Raw genomic sequence first — 15,991 nt, 5'->3', positions numbered from 1 at the left:
CTTACGGTGGAGCTGTGCGTAGATGTGATCAAGAGACAGGGGCAGGGCGCCCTCCGCCGCGCGGCGGCAGAAGTCGAGGTTGCGCGCCCCCCGCAACCCCCGCCCGGGGCCCAGCAGGCTGATCGCTTCCAGCAGGTTGGTCTTGCCGGTGCCGTTCTCCCCCGCCACCACCACCAGCGGCGACTCCAGGCGCAGATCCGTCGCGGCATGGCTGCGGAAATCCCGCAGCATCAGCCGTGTCAGGCGCAGGCCGGGCGGGGCGTTCTGGAGGGGAAGGGTCAAGCGGGTCCCGAAGGCTTCCTGGGGGCGGCGCCCGGACAATCCGTGCGGGAGGCAGGGAAGGGCGGGTCAGACCCGCATCGGCATCAGCACGTAGAGCGCGCTGGCCTTGTCCTCGTCCTGCACGATGGTGGGGGCGGAGCCGTCCGAGAAGCGGAACACCACCTGGCCCTGCACCTGGTCGGTGATGTCCTTCAGGTAGCGGGCCTGGAAGCCGATCTCCAGCGGCGTGGAGGCGTAGCTGACGGCATCCGCATCCAGCTCCTCGCGTGCCTGCCCCTGCTCGGGGGAGGAGGCGGTGAGGACGAGCTGGTTCTTGCCCAGCGCCAGCTTCACCGGCCGGGAACGCTCGGAGGAGATCGCCGCCACCCGGTCCACCGCCTGGGCGAAGAGGGCGCGATCAACCTTGAGCTCCTTGTCGTTCCCCTTGGGGATGACGCGCTCGTATTCCGGGAAGGTGCCGTCGATCAGCTTCGAGGTCAGCGTCACCGGGCCCAGGCGGAACTGGATCTTGGTGTCGGAAAGGCGCACCTCGACCGTCGCCTCCTCACCCGAGGCCTCGTCGGCCAGCTTCCGCACCTCACCCACCGTCTTGCGCGGCACGATCACCCCCGGCATGCCCGAGGCGCCTTCAGGCAGCGGCGCCTCGACACGGGCGAGGCGGTGCCCGTCGGTCGCCACGGCGCGCAGCACCTTGCCGCCCTCGCCCTCGGCCACATGCAGGTAGATGCCGTTCAGGTAGTAGCGCGTCTCCTCGGTGGAGATGGCGAAGCGGGTGCGGTCCACCAGCTCGCGCAGCGTCGCGGCGGGCAGGACGAAGCGATGCGGCAGCTTGCCTTCCGTCATCGCCGGGAAGTCCTCGACCGGCAGCACCATCAGCGAGGTCACGTAGCGCCCGGCGCGCAGGCCCAGCGGCGCGTCGCCACCCGCCTGGTCGAACTCCACCTTCAGCCCGTCGCCCAGCTTGCGCGCGATCTCGTAGAGCGTCGCCGCCGGTGCGGTGCAGCGGCCCGGCTGCGTCACCTCGACACCGGTGGTGATCTCCTCCACCACCGCGATCTCCATGTCGGTGGCGGTCAGCGTCAGACGGCCTTCCGCGGCCTCCAGCAGGACGTTGGCCAGGATGGGGATGGTGTTGCGACGCTCGACGACGCTCTGGACATGCGCGAGCGCCTTCAGCAGCACCGCCCGGTCCACCGTGAACTTCATCGGCGCCTATCCTCGATAGCTGTTGGGGGCCCCGGAGCCAGGGACCCAGTGTTGACAAGGAGACATTCCTATCACCCCGCCCAAACCCGGGGAAGCGGGGCCACCGGCCGCATTTCGGCGTGGCCCGGCAGGACGGGCGGGCTAGGCGGGGCACCGGAGCGGGGGCGTGGGGGGGTCAGGTCTCCAGCATGCGCCGCAGCAGCTCGACATCCTCGGCGAAGCCGGCATCCTGCTGCATCAGCTCCTGCACCTTGGCCACGGCGTGCATGACCGTGGTGTGGTCGCGGTTGCCGAACTTGCGGCCGATCTCAGGCAGGGAGCGCGAGGTGAGCTGCTTGGCCAGGTACATCGCCACCTGGCGCGGCCGCGCCACGTTGCGCGCCCGGCGGGCCGAGGACATGTCGGCGAGGCGCATGTTGTAGTGCTCGGCGACCCGCTTCTGGATCTCCTCGATCGTCACGCGGCGATCATGGGCGCGCAGGATGTCGTGCAGGACCTCCTGGCAGCTTTCCAGCGTCACCGGGCGGCCGAACAGGCCGGAATGGGCGATCAGCCGGTTCAGCGCGCCCTCCAGCTCCCGCACGTTCGAGGTGATCTTGTGCGCGAGGTATTCCAGCACCCGCGCCGGCACGGGGATGCCCGCCGCCTGTGCCTTGGCCTCCAGGATCGAGATCCGCAGCTCGTAGGTGGTGGCGTGGATATCGGCCACCATGCCGCAGCCGAGCCGCGTGCGCAGCCGGTCCTCCAGCCCCGACAGGTCGGAGGGCGACTTGTCGGCCGAGACCACGATCTGCTTGCCGGCATCCACCAGCGCGTTGAAGGTGTGGAAGAACTCCTCCTGCGTGTTGTCCTTGCCGATCAGGAACTGCAGGTCGTCGATCATCAGCACGTCGACGGAACGGAGGCTCTCCTTGAACTCCATCGTGCTCTGCGAGCGCAGCGCCGCGATGAAGCGGTACATGAACTTCTCGGCGGACATATAGGCCACCGAGCGGTCGAGGCCCGGCTCGCGCAGCGCCCAGGCGATCGAGTGCATCAGGTGCGTCTTGCCCAGCCCGACGCCGCCATAGAGGAAGAGCGGGTTGAAGCCCGGGCTCGCCGGTTTCTCCGCCACGCGGCGGGCGCAGGCATAGGCGAACTCGTTCGGCTTGCCGACCACGAAGCTGTCGAAGGTGAAGCGCGGATCGAGCGGCGCGGCCCAGTCGTTGCGGGGGTCGGCACTGCGGGAATCGGCCGCGCGGGCCTCGGCCGGGCGTGCCGGCTCCGGCACGGCGCGCGGCATGGCCTCGCCATCCACCGCCGCGCCATCGGGTGCCGGTGCCGGGGCCACGCGGATATCCACCCGGCGAACGCCCAGGTTCTCGGCCTGCCAGAGCGCGCGCAGCCGGTCCCCGTACTGGCTGCGCAGCCAGTCGCGCAGGAAGCGCGAGGGCACCTGCACCACGGCCTCCTCGCCCTCGATGGCTGCCAGCGTCATCTGGCGCATCCAGGTGCGGTACTCGATCTCGCCGATTTCCTCGCGCAGGCGGCCGCGGATGCGCGTCCAGGCTTCGGTGACGTTGGAGGAATCCAGGTTGGCGCCGGAGAGGGCGGGAGAGGTGCCGCCGAGGTCTTCCTGCTGCATGAGCATCCGCATCCTCTCTCCGAACCGCGGCTCGCGCCGCTCTCCCTCGACCGGCCGACAGGACCGGACATTCTGGCCTGACCCCGGCCGGACCCGCCGCCCCCGGGAGGGGGGAGGAGAGCCTCGCGCAGAGCCCCCGGCCAGGGTGGGAGGGGCACAACAGCGCGAAGCCCGGAACCGATCAAGAAGAGTCAGAGCGGCGCTCCGACTCCGGAGTCACACTGTTGCAACGAAGCTATGGAGCACCAACCCGAATTCGGATGACGTCTTAGCCTCGTCGGCTAACTGCCTTGAAAAGCCTGCAAAAATTACGGCCCGAATCAGAACGATCCGGGCCGTCAACACACCTACTGAAGGTGTGATCGAATTTTTAGCCCTGCGCCGTCGCGCCCAGCGCCTTCACGCGGGCGGACAGGCGGGAGAGCTTGCGGCCCACGGTGTTGGCGTGCAGGACGCCCTTCGTGACGGCGCGCATCATCTCGGGCTGGAAGGCCTGGAAGGCGGCCTGGGCCTGGCTCTTGTCGCCCGCAGCCAGCGCGTCCTCGAGCTTGCGCAGGAAGGTGCGCACGCGGGAGCGGCGGGCGGTGTTGCGCGCGTTGCGCTTCTCGGTCTGACGGATGCGCTTACGCGCAGAGGGCGTGTTCGCCATGAGCTGTACTGACTGCCGATCTGTCTGTGGAACGCCGCCACCCTCCAGGACAGGACCAAGGGGGACAGCAGAAGGTCGGGGCTTCTAGACCCCGACCGGCTGCGAAGTCAACCGCAAAGCCCCTCGCAGGAGGGGTGGTGGTGCCCGCCGGGTGGCCGGCCGCCTGGCCACCCTGGTACGTCTCCTGGCACGTTCCTTGGGGCAGCTCCCGGGATGGGCGCGCCTGGGGGGAACTCTCCCCGAACCGGACGCCGGCGAAAGGCCCGCATGGCTGTGCTGCCCGCGGCTGGCCGCCGTCCGGCCGGCGGGCGGTCAGCCGCGCCCGAAATCGGGCTTCCGCTTCTCGACGAAGGCGGCCATGCCCTCGACCTGCCCCGCCGTGCCGAAGAGGCTCAGGAAGAGCTGGCGCTCCAGCCGCACGCCCTCGCGCAGCGTGGTCTCGAAGGCGGCGTTGACGGCGGCCTTGGCCATGGCGACCGAGGTCGGGGGCAGGGCGGCGATCCGCGCCGCCATCTCCAGGACCTGAGGCAGCAGCTCCGCCGCCGGGACCACCCGCGCCACCAGCCCGCTGCGCTCGGCCTCCGCGGCGTCCATGATCCTTGCGGTCAGGATCAGGTCCATGGCCTTGGACTTGCCCACGGCCCGGGTCAGCCGCTGCGTGCCGCCGGCGCCGGGCAGAATGCCGATATTGATCTCCGGCTGGCCGAACTTCGCCGTGTCGGCGGCGACGATCATGTCGCACATCATCGCCAGCTCGCAGCCACCGCCCAGCGCATGGCCCGCCACCGCCGCGATGACCGGCTTGCGCACCTGCAGGATCGTTTCCCAGCGCTGGCCGATGAAGTCGTTCCGGTACACGTCCGGAAAGCGGCGGTCCTTCATCTCCCGGATATCGGCCCCGGCGGCAAAGGCGCGCTCACTGCCGGTCAGCACGATGGCGCCGACCTCCTCGTCGGCATCGAAGGCGAGCAGCGCCTCGCCAAGCTGCGCCATCAGCGAATCGCTGAGTGCGTTGAGCGCCTTGGGACGGTCGAGCGTGATCAGGCCCACCCGCCCCTGCCGCTCCGACAGGACCAGTTTCTCGTCGGCCATCGGGGTTCCTCCGCTGCGTGGCGGGGAGGCTGTCGCCTGCGACGGGCGAGGTCAATCCGCCAGGCCGGCAGGGCAGCGGCGTGGTCCGGTGGCAAGGGGCCGGCTCTCGCGTCAGCCGGGGCCGGCGGGCGGGAGGTCCAGGGTCAAACCTGTACGTTTGACCAGGTTCCTGGCGGAAAAGGGGGGGCGGGGGCGGCGCGACGTCCGGGCGTGAAGCGCGACCGGCAGCCCGCCGCCCGTATCAGACGTGTTCCGCCGCCGCGGCTGCCGTGGTGGCCTCGCTGCGGGCGTGCTCGCGGCTGCCCAGGCCGTTGAAGAAGGCGTTCAGGGACACTGCGACGATGGAGGCCAGGAGGATGCCAGATTCCAGCAGCGGGTGCAGCTCGTGCGGCAGGGCGCGGAAGAAGTTCGGGGCCGTCAGCGGGATCATGCCGAAGCCCACGGACAGGGCGACGACGAAGAGATTGTTCTGGTTGTTGCGGAAATCGACATGGGTGAGGATGCGTGCGCCGGTGGCCGCCACCATGCCGAACATCACCAGCCCGGCGCCGCCGAGAACGACCTGCGGCACGGCCTCCACCAGCGCCGACATCTTCGGAAGCAGGCCCAGGGCGAGCATGATCACGCCGGCGCCCACCGTCACCCAGCGCGAGCGCACACCGGTCACGCCCACCAGCCCGACATTCTGCGAGAAGGAGGTGTAGGGGAAGGTGTTGAAGATGCCGCCCAGCAGCGTGCCGAGGCCGTCGGCGCGCAGCCCGCGGCTCAGCGCATCCTGGTCCACGGGGCGATCGGTCATCTCGCCCAGGGCCAGGAACATGCCCAGCGATTCGATCATCACCACGACCATCACGATGCACATCGTGACGATGGGCACGAGGTGGAAGGTCGGCATCCCGAAGTGGAAGGGCGTCACCACCGCGAACCAGGGGGCGGCCAGGACGCGCTCGAAATGCATCACCCCCATCAGGCTGGCCAGCACCGAGCCCGCGACGATGCCCAGCAGCACCGCGACATTGGCCACGAAGCCGCGCCCCCACTTGATCAGCGCCAGGATCACCAGCAGCACGAAGAGCGCGATGCCCAGCCCGGTGAGCTGGCCGTAATTCGGGTTGGCATAGGAATAGGGCACGCCGTCGACGACGCGCGTCAGCATGGGCAGCCCGCCGCCGGCCCAGTTGATGCCCACCCGCATCAGCGAGATGCCGATCACCAGGATGATCGTGCCCGTGACCACGGGCGGGAAGAGCGGCAGAAGCCGGCTGACGAAGGGCGCCACCAGCACCCCGAAGATGCCGGCCGCGATCACCGAGCCGTAGATACCTAGCAGCCCGACATCGGGCGCGGCGGCCATGGACAGCATCGGTCCCACGGCGGCGAAGGTCACGCCCATCATCACCGGCAGGCGGATGCCGAAGCCGGGGAAGCCCAGGCACTGCACCAGCGTCGCGAGGCCGCAGGCGAAGAGGTCCGCCGAGATCAGAAAGGCGACTTCCTGGGGGGCGAGGTTCAGCGCCCGCCCGATGATCAACGGCACGGCCACGGCGCCCGCATACATGACCAGCACGTGCTGGAGCGCGAGCGGCACCAGTTTCGGCAGCGGCAGCATCCGGTCCACCGGATGCGGACCCGTGCCCACCCGGCCAGCCCTGGCCTCCATGCGTCCCGACATCGGCAACTCCCTGTTTTCCTTGGTTCCTGGCGGTCCCGGGAGGGCCGCCGGATGCGATGCTGGAACAATCGGTTAGCAAGGCTCGTGCCGGGGAATGGCCTCGGCCGAGAAGGGCGGTCCGGTGAAGGGATAGGCAATATGCCTTGAAACTGGGCCTCTTTCGCGTGAAGGCGCAGCAGGTGCCCCTCCATTCCGGCCGCTTGGTGCCGAGATTGCCGAAGGGGTGGAGCGGTTCGCCAGAAGGACCGGCAAGGTTTCGCTTCCAGCCTGCGGACCGCCGGGCCGGCAGCGGTCTTGATCCCGCACCGGCGCCCTCCATGTTGCATTGCAACGAAACCCAGGGGCGGTGGCCACCCCGGTTTCGCCTCAACCCAACGGCATGGCGTGTGTTGGGCGCAGCAGAACCAAGCAAGCAGGACGACCGGCATGGACCAAGTCGCGACCGCGGCCCTTCCTTCCGCCAGCCATCCCGGCGCCGAGTGGTGGCGCTCGGCCGTGATCTACCAGATCTACCCGCGCTCCTTCGCGGATTCCGACGGCGACGGCATGGGTGATTTGCCGGGCATCGCGGCCCGGCTGCCCCATGTGGCGCGGCTCGGGGTGGATGCGGTCTGGCTCTCGCCCTTCTACCGCTCGCCGCAGGCCGATGGCGGCTATGACGTGGCGGACTACCGGGCCGTGGACCCGCTCTTCGGCACGCTGGCGGATTTCGACCGCCTGCTGGAGCGGGCCCATGCGCTGGGGCTGCGGGTGATCGTGGACCTGGTGCCCAACCACAGCTCGGACGAGCATCCCTGGTTCCAGGCCGCCCTCCGCACCCCGGCCGGCAGCCCGGAGCGCGCACGCTACATCTTCCGCGACGGACGCGGTCCCGCCGGCGATGTGCCGCCCAACGACTGGCGCAGCGTCTTCGGCGGCTCCGCCTGGTCGCGCGCCCCCGGCGACACGCAGTGGTACCTGCATCTCTTCGACCGGCGGCAGCCGGATTTCGACTGGACGCATCCGGAGGTCCACGCCGAGTTCGAGAGCATCCTGCGCTTCTGGCTCGACCGGGGCGTGGACGGCTTTCGCGTCGATGTCGCGCATGGGCTGGTCAAGGCGCCGGGCCTGCCGGAATGGAGCGGCCAGGCCACCATGATCGAGGGCGAGGAGCGTCGCGACATGGGGCCGATGTGGGACCAGGAGGGGGTGCACGAGATCTACCGCGACTGGCACCGGGTGCTGGCCTCCTATCCCGGCGATCGGATGATGGTGGCGGAGGCCTGGGTGAAGCCGCCGTCCCGCCTCGCCCGCTATGTCCGCCCGGACGAGATGCAGCAGGCCTTCAACTTCGACTACCTGACCGCGCTCTGGGACGCGGCGGAGCTGCGGCGGGTGATCGACGGCTCCCTCGGGGCCGCCGCCGCCGTGGGCGCGCCGACCACCTGGGTCCTGTCCAACCACGACACGGTGCGCCATGCCTCCCGCTACGGGCTGGCCGTGCCGGGCTCCCGCCCGCTCGGCATCGATGCGGCGGGCGAGCAGCCGGACGAGGCGCTGGGCCTGCGACGCGCCCGCGCCATGGCGCTGCTGACCCTGGCCCTGCCGGGCTCGGCCTATATCTACCAGGGCGAGGAACTGGGCCTGCCGGAGCACACGACGCTGGAGGCCCGCCACCGCCAGGACCCCTCCTTCTTCCGCACCGGCGGGGTGGAGACCGGCCGCGACGGCTGCCGGGTGCCGATCCCCTGGGAGGCGGAGGCACCGGGCTTCGGCTTCAGCCCGGCCGGAGCGACCTGGCTGCCGCAGCCGGAGGGTTTCCGCGCCTATGCCGTGGACCGGCAGGAGGGCGTGCCGGGCTCCACCCTGGAACTCTACCGCCACCTGCTGCGCCTGCGCCGGGAGCATGGGCTGGGGCAGGGGGATCTGGTCTGGGAAGCCTCCCCGCCTTCCGTGCTGGCGCTGCGCAACGGGGCGGTGCGGGTCGTCATCAATCTGGGCAAGGCCCCGGTGCCCCTGCCGGAAGGCCGCCTCCTCGCCGCCAGCCTGCCGCCGGAGGGCGAGGCCGGGCTGCCCGGCAACGCAGCGGTCTGGCTGGCGGCGGGCTGATACGGACGGTCCCTGCGCTGCGCTTCGTGGCCGGTCGCCGGTGGGAGAGGCCTTGCCTCTCCCGCCGGACCCCCTCTCCGCCGGGGACGGAAGCCGGTCCTCAGGCTCCGGCCTTTCGTTGGCTCTGGTGGTGACCGTTATTCTGCGGCTCGACCCCCGGGAGCAGGTGGAGGCGCAGGGGAAGCCACCGTTCGTATGAGTCCGGCGCCGGCAGGCCTGACCCGCCCGCGACGCGGCCCCCGGTCTCCGGCCGGGCGTGGGGCCGGGTCTTGCCCCGGGCGCCGGAAGGCCCGACCTAGGGCGGCGGAACAGAGAACCCTCCCAGCCCCTCAGCCCTCAGACCTCCAGCCAAGGATTCCGGATGTCCTCCTACGACTTCGACCTTTTCGTGATCGGCGGCGGCAGTGCCGGCGTGCGCTGCGCCCGGATCGCCGCCGGCCATGGCGCGCGGGTGGGCATCGCCGAGAGCCGCTTCTGGGGCGGCACCTGCGTCAATGTCGGCTGCGTGCCCAAGAAGATCATGGTGCAGGCGGCGGAATACGGCCAGTGGGCGGCGGATGCGGCGGCCTTCGGCTGGGACATCGAGAAGCGCGGCCATGACTGGTCGGTGCTGAAGGAGGCGCGGGACAAGGAGGTCGCGCGCCTCAACGGCATCTACCGCCGGCTGCTGGAGGGCAACGGCGCCCAGGTCTTCGAGGCGCATGCCCGCTTCATCGACGCGCACACCCTGCAGGTGGGCGAGGAGCGGGTGACCGCGGAGCGCATCGTCATCGCCGTGGGCGGCCGCCCGATCCGGCCGGACCTGCCGGGCATCGACTGCGTGATGATCTCGGACGACCTCTTCACCCTGGAGAAGCGGCCGGAGAAGATCATCATCGTCGGTGGCGGCTATATCGGTGTCGAGTTCGCCGGGCTGCTGCACGCGCTGGGTTCGGAGGTGGTGCTGACCTACCGCCAGAAATGGCCCCTGCGCGGCTTCGACCAGGAGCTGCGGGAAGGGCTGGCCGAGGCGCTCATCGCCCAGGGCATCAAGATCAACCCGGGCGAGACCATCACCGGCTTCGGTCCGGCGGGTGACGGGCGGATCGTGAACCTCGCCTCCGGCCGGGTGCTGGAAGCCGATGCCGTGCTGGTGGCGGTCGGGCGCGAGCCGGCCACCCAGGGCCTGGGACTGGCCGAGGCCGGGGTGGCGGTGGATGCGCGCGGCGCCGTGGTGGTGGACGAGGACCACGCCACCAGCGTCGCGCATATCTACGCGCTGGGCGATGTCACCGACAAGCTGAACCTGACGCCCATGGCGACGGCGGTGGGTCATGCCCTGGCCGATACGCTGTTCGGCGGCCGGCCGCGCCGCGCCTCCTATGACAACGTGCCCAAGGCCGTCTTCTCCTCGCCGCCGATCGGCAGCGTCGGCCTGACCGAGGAGGAGGCCGCGGCGCGGGGGCCGACCGACATCTATCTCACCCGCTTCACCCCGATGCGCCACACGATCAGCAAGCGGGAAGGGCGGCGTAGCCTGATGAAGGTGGTGGTGGATGCGCGAACCGACCGCCTGCTCGGCATCCACATGCTGGGCGAGGATTCGCCGGAGATCCTCCAGGGCTTCGCCGTGGCGGTGGTGAACGGGCTGACCAAGGCGCAGCTCGACGCCACCATCGGCATCCATCCGACCGCCGCCGAGGAATTCGTCACCCTCCGCTCCCCCGCCCGGCGGGCGGGCGACATGCAGGACGAAGAAGGCCGGGAGGAGGTGTAGTCCGCAGGCGGGACCGCCCCCGGGAGGAAGGAGGCTTTCCCAAGGGGGCTTTCCCAAGGGGGCTTTCCCAGGGGGGGCTTTCCCAGAGGCCGGAACCGCCGCTATGGTCCCGCCCCCCGAAAACGGAAGCGCCACAACGATGACCAGCAAGGACTGGCACCCCGGATCCTGGCGCGACATGCCGATCCGCCAGGTGCCCGACTACCCCGACAGCAACGACCTCGCGGCCGCGGAGGCGAAGCTCGCCTCCTTTCCGCCGCTGGTCTTTGCCGGGGAGGCAGACCGGCTGACGGCGCGCCTCGCCGATGCGGCGGAAGGCCGCGCCTTCATCCTCCAGGGCGGCGACTGCGCGGAATCCTTCGCGGATTTCCGGGCCGACAACATCCGCGACACCTTCAAGGTGCTGTTGCAGATGGCGGTGGTGCTGACCTTCGGCGCCTCCCTGCCCGTGGTGAAGCTGGGCCGCATGGCCGGGCAGTTCGCCAAGCCCCGCTCCTCCGACACGGAAACGCGCAACGGCGAGACGCTGCCCTCCTATCGCGGCGACATCGTCAACGGGCCCGAATTCACCGCCGCGGCGCGCGTGCCCGATCCGGCGCGCATGGAATTCGCCTATCTCCAGTCCGCCGCGACGCTGAACCTGCTGCGCGCCTTCGCCACCGGCGGCTTCGCCGACCTGAACCAGGTGCATCGCTGGAACCTGGGCTTCGTGGCGCGCTCGCCGCTGGCGGAACGCTACCAGGACCTCGCGGCGCGCATCGACGAGACGCTGCGCTTCATGCGGGCCTGCGGCATGGAGAACGCGCCGCAGCTCCACGAGACGGAGTTCTACACCTCGCATGAGGCGCTGCTGCTCGGCTACGAGCAGGCGCTGACGCGCGAGCCCTCGACGCATCCGCGCCGGCACTATGCCTGCTCGGCGCATTTCCTCTGGATCGGCGACCGCACGCGGCAGCCGGACGGGGCGCATGTCGAGTTCCTGAGCGGCGTGGCCAATCCGATCGGGCTGAAGGTCGGGCCGACCACCTCGGTGGAGGACCTGCTGCGGCTCACCGAGCGTCTGAACCCGCGCAACGTGCCGGGGCGGCTGACGCTGATCACCCGCATGGGCGCCGGCAAGGTGGAGCAGCACCTGCCGCCGCTGCTGCGCGCGGTGAAGGCGGAGGGACGCAAGGTCACCTGGATCACCGACCCGATGCACGGCAACACCGTGCCGGCCGGCAGCTACAAGACCCGCTCCTTCGACGCCATCCTGCGCGAGGTCCGCAGCTTCTTCGACGTGCATCAGGCCGAGGGCACCTGGCCCGGCGGCGTGCATGTGGAGATGACGGGCGCCGACGTCACGGAATGCCTGGGCGGCGCGCATCGTCTGACCGAGGCCGACCTGTCCCGCTCCTACGCCACGGCCTGCGACCCGCGGCTGAACGCGGAGCAGTCGCTGGAACTGGCCTTCCTGGTGGCCGAGGAGCTGAAGGCGCGTCGGCCGGGCGCGAGCAGCCTGCCGCTCCAGGCGGCCCAGTAGCCCTGGGCAGGTAGCCCGGGCCCCCGGCTCGGCCTGCCGGGCGCGGTGCGGATCTGCATCGCCCCGGCGGCATGGGTGGCCTCCCGGCGGCATGTCACAGTCCACCGGGCCAGGCTGGGCCGTGCGCCAGCCGGGAAGGCGCGCGGTGCCCACGGCATGCCGCGCGGGACGATGGATCGAGGGAAGGACAGAGGCATGGCGGAGCCCCCGGCAGGACCGGCCCCGAGCAGGGCGGAGATGGAGGCGGAGATCACCGCCCGCACCGACAGCTACTTCAACCGCACCAAGGCGATCGTGACGGCCCATGGCGACTGCCGCGTCACCTATGCCGTCTTCCTGCGTCGGCCCGTGATCTCCGCGCCGCGCCTCGCGCTGGAATGGCTGCGGCGTGTGACGGCCGAGCGCGGGCTGGAGGTGCAGATCGACCTGATGCACCCCGAGGGAAGCTGGGTCGGCGCCGGCGATCCGCTGCTCTACGTCACCGGCTCCTTCGTGGGGCTGGTGGACCTGGAGACGCTGCTGCTGCAGCAGGTGGGGCCGCCCTGCGTCGCCGCGCACAACGCCTACCAGATGTGCCTGGAACTGCCGAGGATCCCCTTCCTGGCCATGGATGCGCGGCACTGCGCCGGCGCCGACATGCAGGAGATGATGGCCTATGCCGCCGCCGTCGGCGGCGACGCCGCCCGCAAGGAGGGCGCTCGCGGCTTCGTCGGCAATGCCAGCAACGCCACCGCCCACTGGTTCGGCACCCCGGCCGGGCTGGGCACGATGCCGCATGCGCTGATCGGCTATGCCGGCTCCACCCTGCGCGCCGCCGAGATGTTCCGCGAGACCTATCCGGACGACGACCTGACCGTGCTGACCGACTATTTCGGCCGGGAGATCGCGGACGGGCTGGAGGTCTGCCGTCGCTTCCCGGATCTCGCCGCCGCGGGCCGGATCTCCGTGCGGCTGGACACGCATGGCGGCCGCTACCTGGAAACGCTCGACCCCGGCGAATCCTACGCGGTGCTGGAGCGCAACATGCCCGGCGCCATCCGCCGCTACCGCACCGAGGAGGAATTGCGCTTCCTGGTCGGCACCGGCGTTTCCGCCGCCGCCATCTGGCGGATGCGGGAGGCGCTGGACAAGGCCGGCTTCCCGAAGGTGCGGATCATCGCCTCCTCCGGCTTCTCCGTCGCCAAGTGCCGCGTGATGTCGGAGGCCAGGGCGCCGCTCGATGTCGTCGGCACCGGCTCCTTCATCCCCGATCGCTGGAGCGAGACCTACGCCACGGCGGATATCGTGGCCTATGACGGGGTGCCGCGGGTCAAGGTCGGGCGCGAGTTCCTGCTGCGGGGCGGCAGGCCCGGCTGAGGCGGGGGCCGGAGGGCTCTTCCGCGCCGGCGGAATGCCCCCGGCAGGCCCGTTTCAGGGAAACGGGGCCAGAAGAACGAAGGTTCTGGCGGTATCGAGGATATCCAGCCCGAAATGCCGGCAGGCATCCTCCATCAGCCGAACGGCCAGCACGGTCAGCGCGACCACGATCATGCCGAGGGCGGTCCTTGCCCCGGCCTGGGTGACGAGCAGCGCCTGCATGTTCTGCTGCGTCCCGGGGCGCACGACCTGGCGCCTCCACAGGTGCAGCTGCCGCTTCCAGTCCTCCAGCATGGCGCCTCGTCTTCCACTGCGTGACGGAGGCCCGCCCCCGGGAGAGGCGGAGCCGGGATTCCGTGTGCGCAGACTGCCACCGATGCAAAGTTCGAGATAGGGGTCGTTTTTTGATACGGCTCGGATGGCGCATCACGAGTCTGGTGACGGAGCCGTGCCGCCGTTCACCGGCCCTTCACCTTCCCGGAGGTATCCTTCGCCCATTTGAAGGGTGAAAGTGTGAATGCGCCTGTATCGTGATCTTTCCGTGGGACGGAAACTGGCGGTCTCGGCCGGGCTGACGCTGCTTCTTCTGGGGATGCTGCCGGCTGTGACCTGGCAGGAAGCCGGCAATATCGCCCGGCAGGCGGACGAGTTCTCCGGCGCCAACAGGGCCTCGCTGCGCCTCAACGACCTGTCCGGCAAGGTCCAGTCCGTCCCGGCCCTGGCGCTCACCCTGCGCGATGCACAGACCGGGGACGCCGTGCGGGACGCCGAGGCGCGGGCGAGGCAACTGCTGCGGCAGGCGGAGGAGCAGGGGCCGGCTCTCCTGCGCGAGTTGCCGGAGGCGTTGCAGGCGCGCCTGGCGGAAATGCCCACGCTGCTGCGGGACTATGCCGGCGCGGTCGACGAGATGGCCGAAAACCGCCTGCGCCTGTTGCAGGCGCGCGACGGGCGCTTCTATCCCATCAGCGCCGCCATCGACCAGACGATGGAAAGCGTGCTCAGCGCCGTCGAGTTCGATACGGACAGCAATTCCGCGGCCACCGAGCTGCGGGAGCGGATGGCGAGCTTCCAGAACGCGGTGAACGACATCCGCTTCGGCCTCCAGCGCTTCCTGGCCACGCAGGACGCCCAGCAGACGCGCCGCATCCGCTCCGCCATCGCGAAGCAGAGGGTGCATCTGCAATCCGCGCTGAGCGTGCCGATGGCCGAGCGTTTGAAGGAGGATGTGCGGAAGGCGGGCCAGCTCGCGGCCGAGCTGGTCGCGGCGACGGACGAGATCCTGGGCGCCGGGGAGGCGCTGGAAGGCATCATGGCCCAGCGGATCCAACCCGGCGCCCAGGCCCTGCGGGAGCTCGGCGACAGCACCGGCCACGCCCTGGCGGAGCGTGTGGCGCAGGCGGATACGGGGGTGGCGGGCTCGATCCGGCGGCTGTGGAAGTTGCCGCTGATCCTGGGCGGCGTCGTGACGCTGCTGCTGGCGGTTTCCGGCTGGATCAGTGCCCGCGCCATCGGGGCGCCGATGCGGCGCCTGGCCGGCGCGGTCGCCGCCATCGCCGGCGGCGACGTGGGTCGGCCCGTGCCCGACCGCAACCGGCGCGACGAGATCGGGGCGATCGCCCAGGCACTGGAACGGCTGCGCGCCGTGGCGGGGGACGCCTTCGCTCGCGGGCAGATGATCGAGCAGCTGCCGGTCTGCATCATGACCGCCGACCCGAAGGACGGGTTCCGCATCACCTACGTCAATGCGGGCATGGTCGCGCTGCTGGAGCGGCTGCGCGGCGTGCTGCCCTGTGCGCCGGAGGCGGTGAAGGGCCGGAGCATCGACATCTTCCACCACCATCCCGGAGAGGTGCGTGCGATCCTTTCCGACCCGGCGCGGCTGCCCCACCGCACCCGGATCAAGCTGGGCGACGAGGTCTTCGACCTGCGGGCCAGCGCCATCACCGACGCCGCCGGCGGCTATGTCGGGCCGATGCTGAGCTGGACCCTGGCGACGGAGCAGGCGAGGCTGGCCGATGTCTTCGAGGGCGAGGTGGGCCGCCAGGTGGAGGGCGTGGCCAGCCGGGCCGACGAGCTGCGCCAGGCGGTGGCGGCGGTTTCCGCCTCCTCCGCGGATTCCGGTGACCGCGCCCGCCAAGTGGCCGAGATCTCCCGCCAGTCCAGCGCCGACGTGCAGGCGGTGGCGGCGGCGGCGGAGGAGATGGCCGCCAGTGTCAACGAGATCACCCGCCGCGTCGGCGAGGCCGCGAGCGTGGCGGGGCAGGCGGTGAGCGAGGTGCAGTCCACCGATTCCATCGTGCGTTCGCTGAGCGAGAGCGCGGGACGCATCGGCGACGTGGTGCGGCTGATCTCCGACATTGCGGGGCAGACCAACCTGCTGGCGCTGAACGCGACGATCGAGGCGGCGCGGGCCGGCGAAGCGGGCAAGGGCTTCGCGGTGGTCGCCGGGGAGGTGAAGGGCCTGGCCGCGCAGACCGCCCGCGCCACCGAGGAGATCACCGCGCAGATCGGCCAGATGCAGTCGGCGACGGCCGAGGCGGTTTCCGCCATCCAGGGCATCGGCAGCACGGTGGAGCGCACCAGCGAGATCGCCACGGCCATCGCGGCGGCGGTGGAGCAGCAGGGCAGCACGACGCGCGAGATCGCCCGCTCGGCGGCGCAGATGGCGGAGGGCAGCGGCATGGTGGCCGACGCCATCGTCCAGGTGCCTGTCTCTTGATCACATCTACGCACAGCTCCACCGT

General features: G+C 70.6%; 12 protein-coding genes. 5 read left to right on the top strand and 7 right to left on the bottom strand.

Features of this window, described 5'->3' with window-relative positions; translation table 11 throughout:
• From ROTAS13_RS08310 to ROTAS13_RS08285, 6 genes are all read right to left on the bottom strand, one after another.
• Positions 1 to 282 (bottom strand): AAA family ATPase (locus ROTAS13_RS08310; RefSeq protein ID WP_171979056.1); only part of this gene is annotated, 282 nt, incomplete at its 3' end.
• A 66-nt stretch (positions 283 to 348) separates the two neighbouring features.
• The gene (gene dnaN / locus ROTAS13_RS08305; protein ID WP_019460934.1) at positions 349 to 1,488 is read right to left on the bottom strand and encodes a DNA polymerase III subunit beta; all 1,140 of its coding nucleotides are present in this window, start codon (positions 1,486 to 1,488) and stop codon (positions 349 to 351) included.
• A 175-nt stretch (positions 1,489 to 1,663) separates the two neighbouring features.
• Positions 1,664 to 3,118, bottom strand: coding sequence for a chromosomal replication initiator protein DnaA (dnaA, locus tag ROTAS13_RS08300; protein ID WP_019460935.1), 1,455 nt, complete (start codon positions 3,116 to 3,118; stop codon positions 1,664 to 1,666).
• 364 nt (positions 3,119 to 3,482) lie between these two features.
• A complete protein-coding gene (gene rpsT, locus ROTAS13_RS08295) occupies positions 3,483 to 3,761 on the bottom strand; it encodes a 30S ribosomal protein S20 (protein WP_075822061.1) in 279 nt (92 codons plus the stop codon).
• A 312-nt stretch (positions 3,762 to 4,073) separates the two neighbouring features.
• A complete protein-coding gene (locus ROTAS13_RS08290; RefSeq protein ID WP_075822060.1) occupies positions 4,074 to 4,853 on the bottom strand; it encodes an enoyl-CoA hydratase in 780 nt (259 codons plus the stop codon).
• A gap of 241 nt (positions 4,854 to 5,094) precedes the next feature.
• Positions 5,095 to 6,525, bottom strand: a complete 1,431-nt coding sequence (locus ROTAS13_RS08285) for a nucleobase:cation symporter-2 family protein (protein ID WP_202801191.1) — start codon at positions 6,523 to 6,525, stop codon at positions 5,095 to 5,097.
• A 426-nt stretch (positions 6,526 to 6,951) separates the two neighbouring features.
• On the opposite strand from ROTAS13_RS08285, the gene ROTAS13_RS08280 reads away from it, so the two are divergent.
• The 4 genes from ROTAS13_RS08280 to ROTAS13_RS08265 all read left to right on the top strand — a co-directional run bounded on the left by ROTAS13_RS08280 (position 6,952) and on the right by ROTAS13_RS08265 (position 13,247).
• Positions 6,952 to 8,613, top strand: coding sequence for a glycoside hydrolase family 13 protein (locus tag ROTAS13_RS08280; RefSeq protein WP_075822059.1), 1,662 nt, complete (start codon positions 6,952 to 6,954; stop codon positions 8,611 to 8,613).
• Between the two features lie 361 nt (positions 8,614 to 8,974).
• Entirely contained in the window at positions 8,975 to 10,369 is a 1,395-nt protein-coding gene (gene gorA / locus ROTAS13_RS08275; protein WP_075822058.1) for a glutathione-disulfide reductase, read from the top strand.
• A gap of 139 nt (positions 10,370 to 10,508) precedes the next feature.
• On the top strand, positions 10,509 to 11,891 hold the full coding sequence (locus tag ROTAS13_RS08270; RefSeq protein WP_019460941.1) for a class II 3-deoxy-7-phosphoheptulonate synthase: 1,383 nt from the start codon (positions 10,509 to 10,511) through the stop codon (positions 11,889 to 11,891).
• A 195-nt stretch (positions 11,892 to 12,086) separates the two neighbouring features.
• A complete protein-coding gene (locus tag ROTAS13_RS08265) occupies positions 12,087 to 13,247 on the top strand; it encodes a nicotinate phosphoribosyltransferase (RefSeq protein ID WP_026033152.1) in 1,161 nt (386 codons plus the stop codon).
• A 54-nt stretch (positions 13,248 to 13,301) separates the two neighbouring features.
• Here ROTAS13_RS08265 and ROTAS13_RS08260 read toward each other — a convergent pair whose 3' ends face one another.
• The gene (locus tag ROTAS13_RS08260) at positions 13,302 to 13,541 is read right to left on the bottom strand and encodes a hypothetical protein (protein ID WP_019460943.1); all 240 of its coding nucleotides are present in this window, start codon (positions 13,539 to 13,541) and stop codon (positions 13,302 to 13,304) included.
• A gap of 223 nt (positions 13,542 to 13,764) precedes the next feature.
• Between ROTAS13_RS08260 and ROTAS13_RS28035 the strand changes: the two genes are divergently transcribed.
• A complete protein-coding gene (locus tag ROTAS13_RS28035; RefSeq protein WP_075822056.1) occupies positions 13,765 to 15,966 on the top strand; it encodes a methyl-accepting chemotaxis protein in 2,202 nt (733 codons plus the stop codon).
• The last annotated feature ends 25 nt before the right edge of the window (positions 15,967 to 15,991 follow it).

It is taken from the genome of Roseomonas sp. TAS13, from assembly GCF_001950415.1.
GTDB classification, from domain to species: domain Bacteria; phylum Pseudomonadota; class Alphaproteobacteria; order Acetobacterales; family Acetobacteraceae; genus Roseomonas; species Roseomonas mucosa.
This window is presented reverse-complemented; position numbering and strand designations above follow the sequence as displayed.

What these genes read in the sequence shown, in the direction of transcription:
- dnaN (WP_019460934.1), bottom strand. Translation starts at nt 1,488, where the DNA reads ATGAAGTTCACGGTGGACCGGGCGGTGCTGCTGAAGGCGCTCGCGCAT.
- dnaA (WP_019460935.1), bottom strand. Translation starts at nt 3,118, where the DNA reads ATGCTCATGCAGCAGGAAGACCTCGGCGGCACCTCTCCCGCCCTCTCC.
- rpsT (WP_075822061.1), bottom strand. Translation starts at nt 3,761, where the DNA reads ATGGCGAACACGCCCTCTGCGCGTAAGCGCATCCGTCAGACCGAGAAG.
- ROTAS13_RS08290 (WP_075822060.1), bottom strand. Translation starts at nt 4,853, where the DNA reads ATGGCCGACGAGAAACTGGTCCTGTCGGAGCGGCAGGGGCGGGTGGGC.
- ROTAS13_RS08285 (WP_202801191.1), bottom strand. Translation starts at nt 6,525, where the DNA reads ATGTCGGGACGCATGGAGGCCAGGGCTGGCCGGGTGGGCACGGGTCCG.
- ROTAS13_RS08280 (WP_075822059.1), top strand. Translation starts at nt 6,952, where the DNA reads ATGGACCAAGTCGCGACCGCGGCCCTTCCTTCCGCCAGCCATCCCGGC.
- gorA (WP_075822058.1), top strand. Translation starts at nt 8,975, where the DNA reads ATGTCCTCCTACGACTTCGACCTTTTCGTGATCGGCGGCGGCAGTGCC.
- ROTAS13_RS08270 (WP_019460941.1), top strand. Translation starts at nt 10,509, where the DNA reads ATGACCAGCAAGGACTGGCACCCCGGATCCTGGCGCGACATGCCGATC.
- ROTAS13_RS08265 (WP_026033152.1), top strand. Translation starts at nt 12,087, where the DNA reads ATGGCGGAGCCCCCGGCAGGACCGGCCCCGAGCAGGGCGGAGATGGAG.
- ROTAS13_RS08260 (WP_019460943.1), bottom strand. Translation starts at nt 13,541, where the DNA reads ATGCTGGAGGACTGGAAGCGGCAGCTGCACCTGTGGAGGCGCCAGGTC.
- ROTAS13_RS28035 (WP_075822056.1), top strand. Translation starts at nt 13,765, where the DNA reads ATGCGCCTGTATCGTGATCTTTCCGTGGGACGGAAACTGGCGGTCTCG.